13 protein-coding genes and 1 riboswitch are annotated in these 15,287 nt (G+C 40.8%); of the genes, 12 read left to right on the top strand and 1 reads right to left on the bottom strand.

Going from position 1 to position 15,287, the window contains the following annotated elements; translation table 11 throughout:
* Positions 1–524: 524 nt before the first annotated feature.
* On the top strand, positions 525–1,799 hold the full coding sequence (locus IHV12_RS04790; RefSeq protein ID WP_197190032.1) for an alpha/beta hydrolase: 1,275 nt from the start codon (positions 525–527) through the stop codon (positions 1,797–1,799).
* Between the two features lie 44 nt (positions 1,800–1,843).
* On the opposite strand, the gene IHV12_RS04785 is transcribed toward IHV12_RS04790, so the two are convergent.
* Complete coding sequence (locus tag IHV12_RS04785) at positions 1,844–3,145, bottom strand: S1C family serine protease (protein ID WP_197190031.1); 1,302 nt, start codon at positions 3,143–3,145, stop codon at positions 1,844–1,846.
* Between the two features lie 83 nt (positions 3,146–3,228).
* A riboswitch (cyclic di-GMP riboswitch) is annotated at positions 3,229–3,314 on the bottom strand.
* A gap of 217 nt (positions 3,315–3,531) precedes the next feature.
* Between IHV12_RS04785 and IHV12_RS04780 the strand changes: the two genes are divergently transcribed.
* The 11 genes from IHV12_RS04780 (at position 3,532) to IHV12_RS04730 (ending at position 15,230) form a co-directional block, all read left to right on the top strand.
* Positions 3,532–5,169 carry a ribulokinase gene (locus tag IHV12_RS04780; protein WP_197190030.1) on the top strand — a complete coding sequence of 546 codons (1,638 nt, stop codon included), beginning with the start codon at positions 3,532–3,534 and terminating at the stop codon, positions 5,167–5,169.
* Between the two features lie 306 nt (positions 5,170–5,475).
* A complete protein-coding gene (locus IHV12_RS04775; protein WP_370568764.1) occupies positions 5,476–6,579 on the top strand; it encodes an alcohol dehydrogenase catalytic domain-containing protein in 1,104 nt (367 codons plus the stop codon).
* Positions 6,580–6,699: 120 nt separating this feature from the next.
* Entirely contained in the window at positions 6,700–7,461 is a 762-nt protein-coding gene (locus IHV12_RS04770; RefSeq protein WP_197190029.1) for a DeoR/GlpR family DNA-binding transcription regulator, read from the top strand.
* A gap of 229 nt (positions 7,462–7,690) precedes the next feature.
* Entirely contained in the window at positions 7,691–8,734 is a 1,044-nt protein-coding gene (locus IHV12_RS04765; RefSeq protein ID WP_197190028.1) for an ABC transporter ATP-binding protein, read from the top strand.
* Between the two features lies 1 nt (position 8,735).
* Positions 8,736–9,614: a carbohydrate ABC transporter permease gene (locus IHV12_RS04760; RefSeq protein ID WP_197190027.1), complete on the top strand. Its 879-nt coding sequence runs from the start codon at positions 8,736–8,738 to the stop codon at positions 9,612–9,614.
* Positions 9,615–9,736: 122 nt separating this feature from the next.
* The gene (locus IHV12_RS04755; RefSeq protein ID WP_225218893.1) at positions 9,737–10,477 is read left to right on the top strand and encodes a carbohydrate ABC transporter permease; all 741 of its coding nucleotides are present in this window, start codon (positions 9,737–9,739) and stop codon (positions 10,475–10,477) included.
* A 29-nt stretch (positions 10,478–10,506) separates the two neighbouring features.
* Entirely contained in the window at positions 10,507–11,796 is a 1,290-nt protein-coding gene (locus tag IHV12_RS04750) for an ABC transporter substrate-binding protein (RefSeq protein WP_197190026.1), read from the top strand.
* A 413-nt stretch (positions 11,797–12,209) separates the two neighbouring features.
* Positions 12,210–12,977: a glycerophosphodiester phosphodiesterase family protein gene (locus IHV12_RS04745; RefSeq protein WP_197190025.1), complete on the top strand. Its 768-nt coding sequence runs from the start codon at positions 12,210–12,212 to the stop codon at positions 12,975–12,977.
* Between the two features lie 48 nt (positions 12,978–13,025).
* Complete coding sequence (locus IHV12_RS04740) at positions 13,026–13,484, top strand: MgtC/SapB family protein (protein WP_197190362.1); 459 nt, start codon at positions 13,026–13,028, stop codon at positions 13,482–13,484.
* A 20-nt stretch (positions 13,485–13,504) separates the two neighbouring features.
* On the top strand, positions 13,505–14,545 hold the full coding sequence (locus IHV12_RS04735) for a hypothetical protein (RefSeq protein ID WP_197190024.1): 1,041 nt from the start codon (positions 13,505–13,507) through the stop codon (positions 14,543–14,545).
* Positions 14,546–14,891: 346 nt separating this feature from the next.
* Entirely contained in the window at positions 14,892–15,230 is a 339-nt protein-coding gene (locus tag IHV12_RS04730) for a hypothetical protein (protein ID WP_197190023.1), read from the top strand.
* The last annotated feature ends 57 nt before the right edge of the window (positions 15,231–15,287 follow it).

Below are 15,287 nucleotides of genomic sequence, written 5' to 3'. Positions count from 1 at the left end.
ATGGGCAGTGTTGCTGTTAATTAATTCGTACTTTGAATTTTTTCTAGATAGAGAGCTTATTACGCATTCATTTACTATTTTAATTGTTGGACTAGTCGTGTTTTTTGTAGTTGAAGCGTTCTTAAATATCTATGATAGAAAGTCGGAAAGATCCCGAAACTTTTGAGAAAGGGGTTATATCCATGCTAAACATATTCATTCTCTTAGCGTTTATAATCGCAATGGGTTATAACACCTATGTCAAAACGACTTTTTCCCTTGTGGTTGTGTTGGTTATTGCAGCTATTGGGATTATATATAGAATTTATAGCGCGAAGAATAAAAATATAAATAGCTAAAGAAATCTCTGGAAACAGGGATTTTTTTAATGAAGCAATAATTTCGGCTAAAAAAACGTAAGGATATTATACCCAGAATCACTTCTTTCACGTAAAGCCCTTAGCCTCATTGTAAATGCAACTCATGACCTGTAATCTTATTCTTATATAAGGAAAATTAAGGTAAGTAGAAGAGGAGGCCATACCATGTTTCGGATTTTACTTAAGTGTTTACTTGTATTTCTATTCATTATTCCCCTTTATCCAAGTGGACAAGCTCATGCACAAGTGGAGCTTATTTCCGACACTCCCCTAAGTGAGAGGCTTCACGACATTACACTTCATAGTCCGGCATTAGGTAAACAGACATCACTGCGAGTCATTTTGCCTAAAGGATATGAGGAATCAGAGCAAACATACCCTGTTCTTTACTTGCTACATGGTTGCTGTGGTGACTACAAAGCATGGACGGCTCGAACGGATATTGAAAAGATAACAGAGGATCTACCGTTAATTGTAGTTATGCCTGATGCGGGGCGAGGTGCGAGTTATTCGGATTGGTATAACGGAGGTGCCTATGGACCACCACAGTGGGAGAAGTATCATATCGAAGAACTCATTCCTTGGGTGGAGCAACATTATCGTGCAAAAGGAACAAGAGAAGGACGAGCGATAGCAGGCTTGTCTATGGGTGGCTTTGGTGCGATGTCATACACAGCAAGGCATCCCGATCTTTTTGTAGCTGCAGCATCATTTTCAGGTGTACTTGATACGAATCTAGACCCTGAGTTTTTAGAGAAGACGATCTTTCAGAACCAGGAAAAAGTACCACCTGGAACCGTTTGGGGTGACAGAGAAACGAATGAGATCATTTGGAGAAGCCATAACCCTTGGGACCTAGCAGAAAACTTGGAAGGTGTAGATCTTGCCATACACACGGGAACAGGTGAAGCGGGCGGACCGTTGGATGGTGGTTTGGAATCTCCGGTTGAAGAGACTTGCTTTGTGATGTCAACGAGTCTTCATAATCGGTTAGATGAACTGAATATTTCACATGTGTGGGATAGTTATGGACCAGGTTCTCATACGTGGGGCTATTGGCAGCGCGATCTGCACCAAACGTTGCCTCGGTTCATGGATATCTTTAATAATCCCCCAGAAGCGCCGATTCCTTTTCAATATAAGTCGGCTGAATCATCCTTTTCTATCTACGGCTGGGATGTTACATTCGATCGAGATGAAATGGAGTTTGCTAGATTATCCGACGTGACGAAGAAAGGATTCAAACTTCAGGGTTCAGGAAAAGCAGATGTTCAAACAGCACCTTGGTTTAAGCCGAACGGAAAGTATCACGTGAAGATTAAAGGTGATCGAGGTGCTAAAGTTGTGAAGACACGGGCTGATGATGAGGGAAGATTGCGTGTTGAGTTGGATTTTAGTTCGAAACATGTAGGGGATACAGTGTCGGTTCGTATAAAATAAAAACAAACAGCGCTGCAGTTGCAGTGCTGTTTATTTGTAATGTTTTAATTAACCATTTCTCCACCTAATAATTTAAGTCTATCATCTTCCATTCCGACCACATAGCTCATCTGATAAACGGAAGTTTGTTCGGTTTCATTTACATATTCTTGTGCCTCTAACGTAATATCAACTTGATATGTGCCATCACCGTTATCGCTCACGTAAGAATTCGTAATCGTAGTATATATTGTTTGTGCATATCCTTCAGTAAATACTTCTAATGAAGGAGAAGAAGCTTTCCAGTTACCGCCAATCAGAACGTAAGCTAGCTCATATTCTCCAGCATTCACATAATTATAGTATTCTTCAACAGTGTATACCGCATCATCAGGTGTTACTTCGTAGGAAGACTCATATCCTTCATCGTAATCTTCATAATATTCATCTTCCTCGTATTCTTCATAAGGCTCTTCGCTGTATTCTTCATCCATACCGGTGTTCGTGTCAGAATCTGATCCATCCTCATAATATGCACCTTCATCGTTTTCATCCTCAGAAAGGTCTCCATCATACTCTGGTATTTCGTAATCAAAATCATGATCTTCTTCATATGGCTGAAGATTCATCGGGTTCTTTGACCATTCTGCTAACGTCGGCAATACGGCATACAACGGAATGCTAAATCCAATATTGTTTTCTTTAATGTATTTGACAGAGTTAATACCAAGCACCGATCCGTCTATGCCACTTACAATCGGTCCTCCACTATTACCCGGTGAAATAGGTGCTGTAATTTGATACATGTTCTCGTAGTAGTAGCGGTCTAATTGGAAGGAGCGATCTAGTCCACTGATGATTCCTACAGTTACCGTGTTTTGCAAACCGAGTGGACTGCCTAATGCTACAACATCGTCACCAGTTTCTGCTTTCTCTTTTTTTACCTTTAATGGAGTAGTATTTGCTAACTCTTGAACACGAATCAGAGCGATATCCGTATGTTCACTCCGCCCGATCACTTTACCTGTATACGTTTGTTGATCGCTCATGCGTATCGTTACGCTAACTTCATACCCTACTACATGGGCATTGGTAACAATATCTCCTTTGTTGTTATATAGAAACCCTGAGCCTTGGCCGTTGGATGTCTCAATTTGCACAACCTTGTCTTGAGTTGCTTTGATTATAGACTTTAAACTTGACTTTTCTTTTGCAGCCACTTCCTTTGTTATGGTAGTGGTTTTCACTTCAGTTACAGCAGGCTTTGCTTGATTCTGTGGAATCGTTGTAAATAGAAAGTAAGCTAGAGATAACCCGCAAATGAGGACAATAGTGACCAACGTCGAATGGAAGAGAATTTTTTTCATCGTATCTATTTCACCTTTCAAAATGTATGCCTATAAAAAATAAAAAACCTACAATCTAGCCGTAGGTTAAATGCGAATATACCTTTAGCTGCCCGGCTGTCGTAGTGTGAAGCACCTTAGACCCGTGGCTTTGCGTCCTTACTTTTCAATAAGTTTGCCTTTATATGGTTATCATACTTTTATCCTATCATATATGGAAAAAAATACAATATAGCATTAACTTTTCGTGACTATAGAACCATTACATGAATATCTTAAATCTTGTTAGTAAATTTTAATTGTTTATATTTGCACACTACCGAACTCATTTATGTTCATTTATGTTGAGAATTCCATACATATTCTATATGATTATGGAAAAGCGCTTACATAAGAGGTGAATAAAGATGTCCGGTTATTCTATTGGTATTGATTTTGGCACGGAGTCTGGACGAGTAATTGTGGTTGAGGTGAGTACTGGAACCATAAAAGCCATAAGTACCGTTCCCTACAAACACGGGGTAATGGTCGATGTTCTTCCAACAGACCAAAGTGTTCAGATTCCTCACGATTTTGCTCTGCAACATCCTCAAGATTATCTCGATGTGTTATACAATGGTATTCCTACTGCTATGAAAGAAGCTAACATCCATCCTCATGAATTGATTGGGGTTGGAATTGATTTTACTTCCTCAACATTTCTCTGTGTGAAAGAAAACCTAGATCCTTTATGTTCGCTAAAAGAATATGAAAATAATCCTCATGCTTGGGTAAAACTTTGGAAGCATCATGGGCCAAAAGAAGAAGCGCAAGCGTTGTTGGATAAAGCCTTATATGAAAAAAGTGAATGGCTGAGAAGGTATGGTTTCACAGTATCAACAGAATGGTTTATTCCAAAATGTCTTGAGACGATTAATCATGCACCTGATGTATATGAAGCTACCGATTATATGCTAGAAGCGGGAGATTGGATCGTTGCAAAACTGACTGGAGAAGTGGTGAGAAGCAATTGTTCTCTTGGATTTAAAGCCTTTTGGAGTGAGGAAGAAGGCTTTCCCAAAAAGTTCTTTGAAGAATTGAATCCTACTTTAGGGCAGATGGTACATACAAAGTTACAAGGAAAAGTAGGCAAAGTTGGCCAACGAGCGGGTGTCCTTACAGAAGAGGTGGCGAACTCATTAGGATTACCTAAAGGGTTACCTGTTGGAGTCTCAATCATTGATGCTCATTCTGCTCTCCTTGGTGTTGGTGCATCACGTTCTAATCAACTTACGATGGTAATGGGAACATCTACGTGTCATATGACGCTAAATGAAGAATTTATTCAAGTGCCTGGCATCTCAGGGGTGGTGAATGATGGCATCCTACCTGGTTTTTACGCCTATGAAGCGGGTCAATCGGCTGTTGGTGATCTCTTTGGATGGTATGTGAAACAAGCTCCATCTTCTTATGTGGAGGAAGCCAAGAAACAAAATCTATCTTTATTTACTTATCTGGAATCCTTAGCGATTCAAAAGGAACCAGGGGAAACTGGCTTGATAGCATTAGACTGGCATAATGGAAATCGATCCGTATTGTCCGATTCCAACTTAACTGGAACTTTAATTGGTCTTACGTTGCAAACAAAGCCAGAGGATATTTATCGGGCATACCTTGAAGCTACAGCGTTTGGATCAAAGATAATTATTGATAACTTCGAGTCATGGGGAATTGCGATTGACCGTGTATATGCTTGCGGCGGGCTGCCACAAAAGAACGAACTGCTCATGCAGATCTATGCCGATGTCCTTAACCGAGAGATTCATGTGTCTTCCACAGATCATGCTTCCGGAATTGGTGCGGCCATGTTAGGTGCTGCTGCAGGAGGATTGGAGTTAGAGGAAGTCGTACAATCTATGAAACAACCTTTTCTAAAGACTTACTATCCAAAGCCGAACCATGTTGAAAAATATGAGACTTTATTTGAACTGTACAAAGAGATTCATGACGAATTTGGCTACAAACGTCCTCATGTAATGAAACGGTTAAAGCAAATGACTGTATAGGGGTAATTGAGGTTTTTTTACAATAAACCTAAGGGCTGCTCCATTCCATTTAAACTGAAAGAAAGCTTCATAGATTCGTACTTGGAAATGATAAAAAATAGTAACCGATAATTCTTTTAGAGACCTTGAAGGGTGAAACTCCTTTCAAGGTATTTTTTATATCTACTTTTAGCTCAATTTTGCTTAAAATTCTTGACAGACAAACAACGTATGACTATTATTTACATTAACGAGCATAAATGAACTTTAACTGAGCGAAAACGAACAATAAATAACTACCGGTCTTCATACGAGGAGGAATGATTTGTGCAGGAACAGTCAATCCATTCAAGGACGTATCGTTTATTAGGTCCTTATCAGATGGAAGAGGTTACCGTTAATCGAACGATTAATGAAGGGGAAGTGGTTGTTGAACCGCTGATTGCAAGCATCTGTCATGCAGACTTACGTTATTTTATGGGGCACCGAAAGCCTGAAGTGCTTACTAAAAAACTTCCAATGGCCCTATTGCATGAGGGAATCGGAAGAGTAGTTGAAAGTAAATGTAACTCAGTAAGCGTTGGAGATCGTGTTGTGATCGTTCCTAATATTCCAGGGCATCTGCTTAAAAAAGGAGATCCTGAAGAGTGTAGTTCGTACTCGCAACAAGAGTTTATCGCCAATTATGGAGAGAAGAATGTATTCTTAGGAAGCGGCTATGACGGAATTGCTCAAAATCGGTTAGTTCTACCTGCAGAATGCGCCATCCCTATTCCAGACTCACTTCCTAATGAAATAGCCGTTCTTTCAGAGTTATGTACCGTGTCTTATCATGCACTTAGTCGCGTTAAGCAGAAGTTAGAATCCTCTCCAAACACGACGGTAGCCGTTTTTGGAGATGGTCCAGTCGGCTATTTGACCGCGGCTCTGATTCACCATGTGTATGATCTTGGCCCTGAGCGTTTGACGGTGTTTGGTGCAATCGATGAGAAGCTGAAACAGTTCACGTTTGCTTCAAGAAAGCTAGTCCAAAACTATGATTTTAAATCTTCTAAAAAGGTAGATATCATTGTAGAGTGCACGGGTGGAGCTTTTAGTGAGCATGCCATCAACCAAGGAATTGATCTTGCCGCACGCGGGGGAACAATCATTTTAATGGGTGTTTCAGAGGATCGAGTTCCGATCAATACAAGAGATGTTCTTGAAAAAGGGCTCTCGCTTTATGGCAGCAGCCGTAGCTCGAGTGCGGATTATCATGCAGTAATGAGAGCGATGGAGAACATAGAGTACCAAAAGACACTCCAAGCGATCCTGCCGAAAAGAAATACACCGATCCACAATCTGTCGGATTTTCAAACGGCGATGAAATCGGCATCCGAACATAGACATTGGGAGAAAATTATTTTAGATTTTGACTGGTCGGCATCTTAAATAACATTCAAGCTTTTCTTCAATCGAAGGAAAGCTTTTTTATTAAATACACACAAAAAAACATAAATTTCATGTAAACTAACAGAAACAAACAATTAGTGTATGTAAGGGGAGAACGTTATGTTAGCAGCAGAACGAAAAGCGAAGATTATTGAATTTGTAAAAAGGACAAACATTGCAACAGTCACGCAGCTTTCTGAGGAGTTTAATGTGCATGAAGCAACGATCAGAAGAGATCTCTCGGAAATTGAGAGAGAAGGTCATCTTAGAAGAACCCATGGTGGTGTTATTTTAGGAGAAGGTATTCACTCTGAGCCTTCATTCACTGTACGAGCAACCGAGCGTGTGGAGGAAAAACAGCGTATTGGAGAAAAAGCAGCAGAAATGATTCAAGAAGGCGATAGTATTATCCTGGATTCGGGGACGACGACGTTTCAGATTGCAAAATATATCGCGAACAAAACGAATATTACCGTTGTTACGAATGATATCAACATAGCTGCAGAGCTTCGTGATTCAAAAGGAATAAAAGTCATCGTGACAGGTGGTGTGCTTTATCCAGAGAGCTTTATGCTAAACGGTATGTTTACAAACGATGTACTAAAGAAATTGCATGTCCATAAAGCATTCATTGGTACACCTGCCATTCATCCTAAAAAAGGACTAACTCATTTTGAAGAGCTTTTTGTGCCAGCGAAGATGGAAATGATTAACGCTGCTAGTGAAGTGATCGTCGTTACCGATCACACGAAACTAGGCGGTGTTTCTCTTCACATGGTTTCACCAATCAATAAGGTAGATAAACTCATTACAGGTGAAGAAGCTTCAGATACACAGATTCAACAGTTCAAAGAAAGTGGAATAGAAATTATTATTTCTTAAATGTGACTAAACAAACATTAACGAACACTTAAATGTAAATATAATGTAAAACAAACAAATTCGAGCGAAAAGTGATTGACAATTTTGGTAATATTCTTTAAATTTAATATAAATCAACAAAAACAATCATTATAGTGCATTTGTAAAGACTTTTTATATTTGTAAGCGCTTTATTAAGATATTGTAAATGTTTAAGCAGAGAAAGTTGTTTGCAAAAGGGGGAGCGTCAATGGCATCTATTGAGTTTGTGAATGTGACGAAAGAGTTCGAGAAAAAAGATATTATTAAAGATCTTAACCTCACAATCAAAGATGGAACGTTTACCGTTTTGGTAGGTCCATCAGGATGCGGGAAGACGACATTGTTAAGGATGATCGCTGGAATTGGGCCGCAGAGCTCAGGAGCTGTCTTGATCAATGGAGATGATGTCACAGCGGTTGCACCTGGAAAACGAGGAGTGGCCATGGTTTTTCAAAACTATGCGATCTATCCGACGATGTCTGTAAGAGAGAATATTGAATTTGGACTTAAGAATAACAAAGTAAAAAAAGAAGAACGAACAAAGTTGGTAGAAAGCATCAGTGCTGCTGTTGGTCTGACGGACTATCTAGACCGAAAGCCTTCCACCCTTTCTGGCGGACAGCGTCAGCGTGTGGCTTTAGCTCGTGCGATGGTTAAGCAGCCTTCCGTGTTTCTGATGGATGAACCACTGTCTAACTTGGATGCCAAACTACGAGCGCAGATGCGACTCGATTTGATCGAGCTTCATAAGAGGTTAGGCACTACCTTTGTTTATGTAACACATGATCAGGTGGAAGCTATGTCGATGGCAGATACGATCGTGCTGATGAATAACGGATTGATTCAGCAAGAGGCAGCACCTGAAGAAATTTATCATGAACCGAACAACCTCTTCGTGGCTCAGTTTATCGGAACGCCACCGATGAATATCGGAGAACTTGGTATAGATGGTGTCAAGTTTGGATTCCGTCCAGAGAGCGCGCAAACGTCAGACACGCCGGTCGATGAATATTTGAGTATGGAAGGCGAGATTGCGACGCGTGAGATGCTTGGCTCAGAAACGCTTTACCAAATGAAGTACAAAGATAGCGCGTTCATGCTGAAAAGCAATTATGCCTTCTACAAAGTAAACCAAAAGATTCACATAGGGGTACCTGAAGATAAGATTTATCTCTTCGATTCAGAAGGGACACGAATAAGAAAAGATCATGAACGTTATTCCTCGTATCTTGAAGCTTTAAGAGGTTATTGAGATGAAGAAAAAGACGTTCTGGGAAACCTGTAGACCCTATGTCATGATCGGCCCGGCCATGATTGGTATCTTTTTGTTTGTGATCTATCCGATGCTCTATTTAGTCTACCTTAGCTTCTTCAAATACAATTTATTGAACAGTGCGATGAGTCGGTATGTTGGTTTTGATAACTATATTCAAATTTTCAACAGACCTGATTTTTATAAGTCGCTTACGAACACCGTGATCTACACGGGTGGCGTTGTTGTTCTGACGATGCTCATCTCCTTGTTTTTTGCGATATGGCTCAAAAAACAAACACGCTTGAATTACATTATCCAAGCGGGAATCTTCACCCCACATATCATTTCAATCGTTTCCGTTTCACTCGTATGGCTATGGCTGATGGAACCGAATCTAGGGTTTCTGAATTTTGCTCTAGAAAAATTAGGTCTTCCAACATCACAATGGCTGCAAAGCTCGAAAACAGCACTTTTTTCTATTATTATCGTTTCGGTTTGGCACGGAATCGGGTATTACGTTCTCATTTTGGTCGCGGCGCTGCAAGGCATATCGCCAAATATCTATGAGGCAGCGGAACTCGATAACACGAGTAGATTCAGAGTGTTCCGCAGAATTACACTGCCGCTCATCTCACCACAAATGTTCTTTATCTTGATCATCATGACGATCGGTTCGTTCAAAGTCTTTGATACGGTTCGAATCATGACAGGTGGTGGACCGAACAATGCAACAAATACGCTTGTCTACTATATTTATGGATTCAGAACGACAAACATTGGTTATGCGGCCGCTACTGGCGTCGTGTTGATGGTCATTATCGGAATTCTAACGTTTATCTACTTCCGTTTGATGTCGAAGAAAGTTCATTATCAATAAGTTCATAGAAAGCTAGATAGAAAGGGGGATCATAGGTTTTGAAAAAACATAACGTTTGGTTGTCGGTAGATTTCTTGCTAAAAGCAGCCATCTTATTCGCCTTTATTTTTCCGTTCCTATGGATGATCTCGACCTCGCTTCAGACGTTTCAGGAGACACTCAGCGTTCCGCCTACATTGATCCCGTCTTCACCGCAATGGATCAACTTTGTAGAAGCGATGACATCAGGTCCGTTTGCAACTTATGCCAAGAACTCGATCATCATTACATTGTCGATCATCATTATTCAATTCCTTGTGATGATTCCGGCAGCCTATGCGTTCGCCAAATATGAGTTTTTCGGAAAAAACGTCCTTTTTGCTCTCGTGTTAATCGCGTTTATGATGCCAGGGCAGGTAACTTTTATCCCGATCTACTTAATGATGGCAGATTGGGGTTTGATCAAGACATTGATTCCGCAGATTCTGCCGTTTATGTCTAACGCGTTTGGAATCTTCTTGCTCCGGCAATATTTCATGCAGATTCCTGAGGAGATTATTGAAGCAGCGAGGCTTGATAATGCGAGTGAATTTAAGATCATGTGGAAAATCATGACGCCGATGGCAAAACCAGCACTCGCTACAATCGCACTCTTTAGTTTTGTCAGTCACTGGAATGATTATTTCTGGCCGCTCGTTATGACAGATTCAAATGAAGTTCGGCCGTTAACGCTTGGTATTGCGATGTTAAAGCAATCTGAAGGAATCAGCAACTGGCACATTATTATGGCTGGTAACGTGGTATTGGTTATTCCGATTCTAATCGTTTACTTATTATGTTCCAAACAGATCGTCAAAGCTTTTGTGTATTCAGGTATCAAATAAGCTATATAAAAGATGGGGAGGGTTATGTTATGAAATTGAAGTACGTATTAAGTGCAATGGCTGTATTGGTGTTTATGATGCTTGCAGGTTGCCAAGGGGAAACTGAGAAAACCAGCGGTACGAAGTCCAAAGAAGGCGGTACGGCAACGATTCAATTCTGGCATTCATTAGGCGGTAAGAACGGCGAGTTCATGGATCAGTTGATTCAACGATTCAATGATAGCCAGGATGAAGTGAAGGTAGTCGGTACTTTCCAAGGAACGTATGATGAAACGTCGACTAAGCTTCAACAATCGATCTCAGCAAGTACAGGTCCTGACGTTACGATGCTTGAACGCTCATATGTACAACAGTTTGCAGAGTCTGAAGTGCTGGAAGACATGACACCTTATCTAAAAGAAAGCGGCTTGAAGAAGGGTGATTTTACAAAAGGTCTGATGGGACATTCAACATTTAACGATAAGCTTGTTTCATTGCCATTGAATCGTTCAACACCAATTCTTCATGTAAACAAAACGATTTTGGATGAAAAAGGCTTAAAGGTTCCTACTACGTGGGATGAATTAAACGAAGTAGCAAATGCACTTGTTGTTAAAGAAGGCGACAAAGTTACACGCTACGGCCTTACGATGCCTTACGATACGTGGTACCCGATCGCTATGATCTCTCAATCAAAAGGAATGTATTTTAACAAAGATAAAACGTCTATCGGATTTGCTAAAAATGATGTTGGCGTTAAAGTGTTTCAATACTTAAAAGACATGCAGAAAACAGGTGCTCTTTATTACCCACCAGCACAGGATTCAGGAAACATTGTAAACCAAATGTTCGCTGCTGGAAAAGTACCTCTTATGTTCCAATCTACAGGGGTAATCGGTGACATCAACCAGAATACAGACTTTGAGTATGTAACGGCTTTTCTACCTAAAAATAAAATCCACGCTACGCCAACAGGTGGCGGGAACGTTGCGATGCTTGCAGGATCTGAAAACAAAGAAGCGGCATGGAAGTTCATTGATTTCATGATGGAAGATCCGAAGGGGTTACAACAGTTTATTGTTGAAACAGGTTACCTTCCGTTTACAGAAAAGATGGTAGACTCCAAAGAAATTCAAGATCTATGGGCAAAAGAGCCGAACAAGAAAACAGCGTATGATCAGTTAAAATATGCAGTAGATAACAATAAGAGTGTGGTTTGGCCAGAAACGATGCATGAGTTCTTCTCAGCGATTGAAGCGATCATGTATGATGATGAAGAAATCGAACCAACCCTTGATCAATTTAAAGGTGAAGTAGAGAGAATCCTCTCTGAAAGTTAATGCAATGACCAAAAAGCCTAGAGGAATGCAGTCAGTTCAATACGTCTAACTGATGACTCTAGGTTTTTTGTTTTTCATTATTATGTTATTTTTTTACTTCTTTTAAAGAAATTGGAGTGGAAGGTGCGAGACTCCAGCGGGAGCAGTGGGACAGTTCGAAAAGTGGAAGTGGCTTGTTCAGCCCCGACAAGCAAAAGGTGAATGGGTTGGAAGGCGCTCTTTGCCTTCTTAACCATTTAACTTTTGACCTCGAGGGGCTAGTCACTGTAACTAGACAGGTGAGACTCTTAATAGCGCATAGCGCTAAGAGGCTCACCGCACACCCCGCGGAAAGCGAGCAACCTGGAACGGAAATCAACTGCTGTCAAGAGCTGCAAAGACTTTGCTATTTTCTAACTGAAAGGATGAAACAAATGATCGAGCAACTAAAAAACACCGATACCTTTTTTATCGCGGGCCATCGCGGATTTATGGCAAAGTACCCTGAGAATACACTTATCGCGTTTCAAAAAGCGCTTGATGCTGGAGTGGATATGCTCGAATTCGACCTTCGCTTTTCAAAAGATTCCGTACTCATGGTCATTCACGATGATACGGTGGATCGAACGACGAACGGTACAGGAAAAGTTAGTGATTTTACCCTTAGTGAGCTAAAAGGTTTATCTGCTGGAGTAGATGCTGACGGACAATCGCATACAATCCCAACTTTAGAGGAATTTTGTGAGTTGTTAAAAACGTATCCTGACGTTCTTTTTAATGTAGAAATTAAACCAAGTCCTGATGCAAAACGTGTGGCGGCTGCAACCATTCAAACGTTAAAGGATTACGATTATCTACCGCGATGTGTGTTTACGAGTTTTGATGCAGATATCGTTGCGTATATTCATGACGTATATGGTCTTCGGACACAAGGCTTTCCGGGGGAATTGATGTTCAACTTTGTAGCAGGACCAAACGGAACCTATTCGAAAATGTGGGCAGCGGGGATTAGTATGAAGCTGCTTACTCCTGATTTAATAGAAGAATTTAAGGATTTAGGTATTTTAAGATGGTGTTATTGTCCGGATACAAAAGAGCAAGTTTCTCAAGCTTTGGGATTAGGCATCAATGTTTTAACGTGTAACAATCCGTTACCCGCACTGGAAGAACGAAAGAAACAAAAAGACGAGATCAAAAGTTAAAGGAGGACGACCTTGCATATATCCTTTCCTTTTATAGTGAATTATGAGATGTATCTTCGTGTTCTGATCAGTGCTATCTTAGGCTTTTTGATCGGCTGGGACAGAGAATCAAAGAGCAAGCCAGCTGGGATCAAAACATACATGTACGTGTGCGTAGCGAGTACATTGATTACGTTGATCTCAATTTACAGTGTTGATGAGTTCAGTATGATGAGCGATACGATTCGAATGGATCCGATGCGATTGACGGCGCAGATTGTAGCTGGTCTTGGTTTTCTAGGCGGTGGCGTCATCATAAAAGACGGTGTTCAAGTGAAAGGTCTCACATCAGCTGCTATGATTTTATTAGCGGGTGGCGTTGGTATTGGTATTGGGGCAGGCTTCTATGGAATTGTAAGTTTTGCTGTTATTATCTCCCTCGTGTTAGCAAAGCTCGGCAACCATATGGAGAGTAGAAAAATGGCACGTCTTGAAAGGGAAATGAACAAGAATGAAGTGCATTTATAACGAATAGGAGGCTACTACTAATGAATATATGGAAAACGAACGTTGTTAAAAAAAGTGTAGGTATGATAACAGTGTTGGCCCTTTCATTAAGTCTATCCATTCCCGCAAGTGCAAAACAAAGCGTCCCGCATTCAAAAGTGTTTGATCTTAAGGCTCCCGCACATGAACTATTTCGGGATAAAGCTCTACATAATGGAACGGTTCAACAATCTTTTGGATTTGATGATGTGAATGGACATGTGTATGTGATGCAGCTGATGGCCGGCGGCATCCAACTGCCAGGTGAAGAAGCTCCTGTCAGTGGGGCCACTCGTAGTCTGAATGGAGATCTGACGTTAACGAAACTTGATCTAGACGGAAACAAACTCGGTTACATGTATTTAAAAGGCTTTGGTCACGGTGTGCAGATGGGAATTGAAACAGAGAATGGTGTTCCTTATATTTGGTCCGAAACTGATTCTGTTGCTGAAGGAAAAGAAGGATGGGGAACACAGCTGGCGCGTTTTCCGTTTCAAGAGGGTACTATTTTAACGCCTGATTCGGATTCTTTAGAAAAACACCGTTTAATAGAAGGAGCCGATCGAACGACGGTAAACATTGATTCTGCCAACAACCTGCTTACCATGCGTTATCGAGTGAATGGTGTCTTTCATTTTGGCGTATTTTCGTTAGATGATGTAAAAGAAGGAAAATATGAACCTGTAGCAGATGTGGTGCAGCCCTCTCTAGGCACGTTTCAAGGGTTTGCAAGCTACGGCAGTTTCCTCTATCTTCTAGAAGGCAACGCATATGGATCGAACGGCTCTGTTGCGCCCACTGGAAACACGTATATTACGGTTGTGAATCTGCAAAATGGTGACGTGATTGATCGGGAGTTATTTACAGGAGGGCAAGATCTTTCATTTAGAGAGCCAGAAGGTCTAGGGATTCGTGTTCCGGATATTCGCCATCCGCATAAAGCGCAGTTATATGTAGGGTTTGCATCAAACTTTACTCCGAATCGCTTGTCTAATCTGCTGTATATAGATGAATTGAAGCCATTGAGTCGCGTGGTGAAGTAGAGGTTATGTTGGAGGAAGCTTGGGAGAGTTCTCAAGCTTTTTTGTTTTTTTCGTAAGATGATTTTGCGACGACCCATAGCAAGGTGACTTTGACCCATAGACAGCACGTAACGACCCATAGAATTCGTTAAGACCCAGAACGACTCATAGGATTCGCGGGACGACCCATAGACACATGCTTTTGACTCATAGACTCTTGATAACGACTCATAGAAGGTCCATATCGTGTAACTCCATGTGGATTGAAGCAGTAGCGACCGAAGAGTACACCTTTCTGCTACTTAACGCATGACTACTTACAGCTTATAATAGTAGTAAACCCCACTAAGTTAGGAAAATTACAAAAATGAAAAGAATATTAATTTGGTTTACCGAACCCTACATCATCATAAGACAGGAATGGAAACTTCTCTCTGCACGTAATAAAGAACCTATAGTAGCTTCTGAAAAGAGACGAATAAAGGAGCTGCAATTCTTTAACATCATGCTAGCGGCTGTGTATACGTTGTTTTTCTACATGTTTTTAGGTGATTTGTTCATGCTTATACGCGGAAATTGGGTTTCATTGCTGGGCGTGGTATTTGGTTTCTTGATGATGGTTCTGATAAAGAAAATTCAAGTCTCGCGCTATCTTAAGCGGCGTGATGCTTATATCAAAAATGACGAGACACTTATCGAAAAATAGGGCTCGCCGCCGCAAAAAAAACAAGCTGACTCTTCTAAAGAGCCAGCTTGTTTTCTG

It is taken from the genome of Fictibacillus sp. 7GRE50 (assembly GCF_015903875.1).
Lineage (GTDB): Bacteria > Bacillota > Bacilli > Bacillales > Fictibacillaceae > Fictibacillus > Fictibacillus phosphorivorans.
Note: the sequence above shows the minus strand (reverse complement) of the source record. Positions and strands in the feature narration are given on the sequence as shown.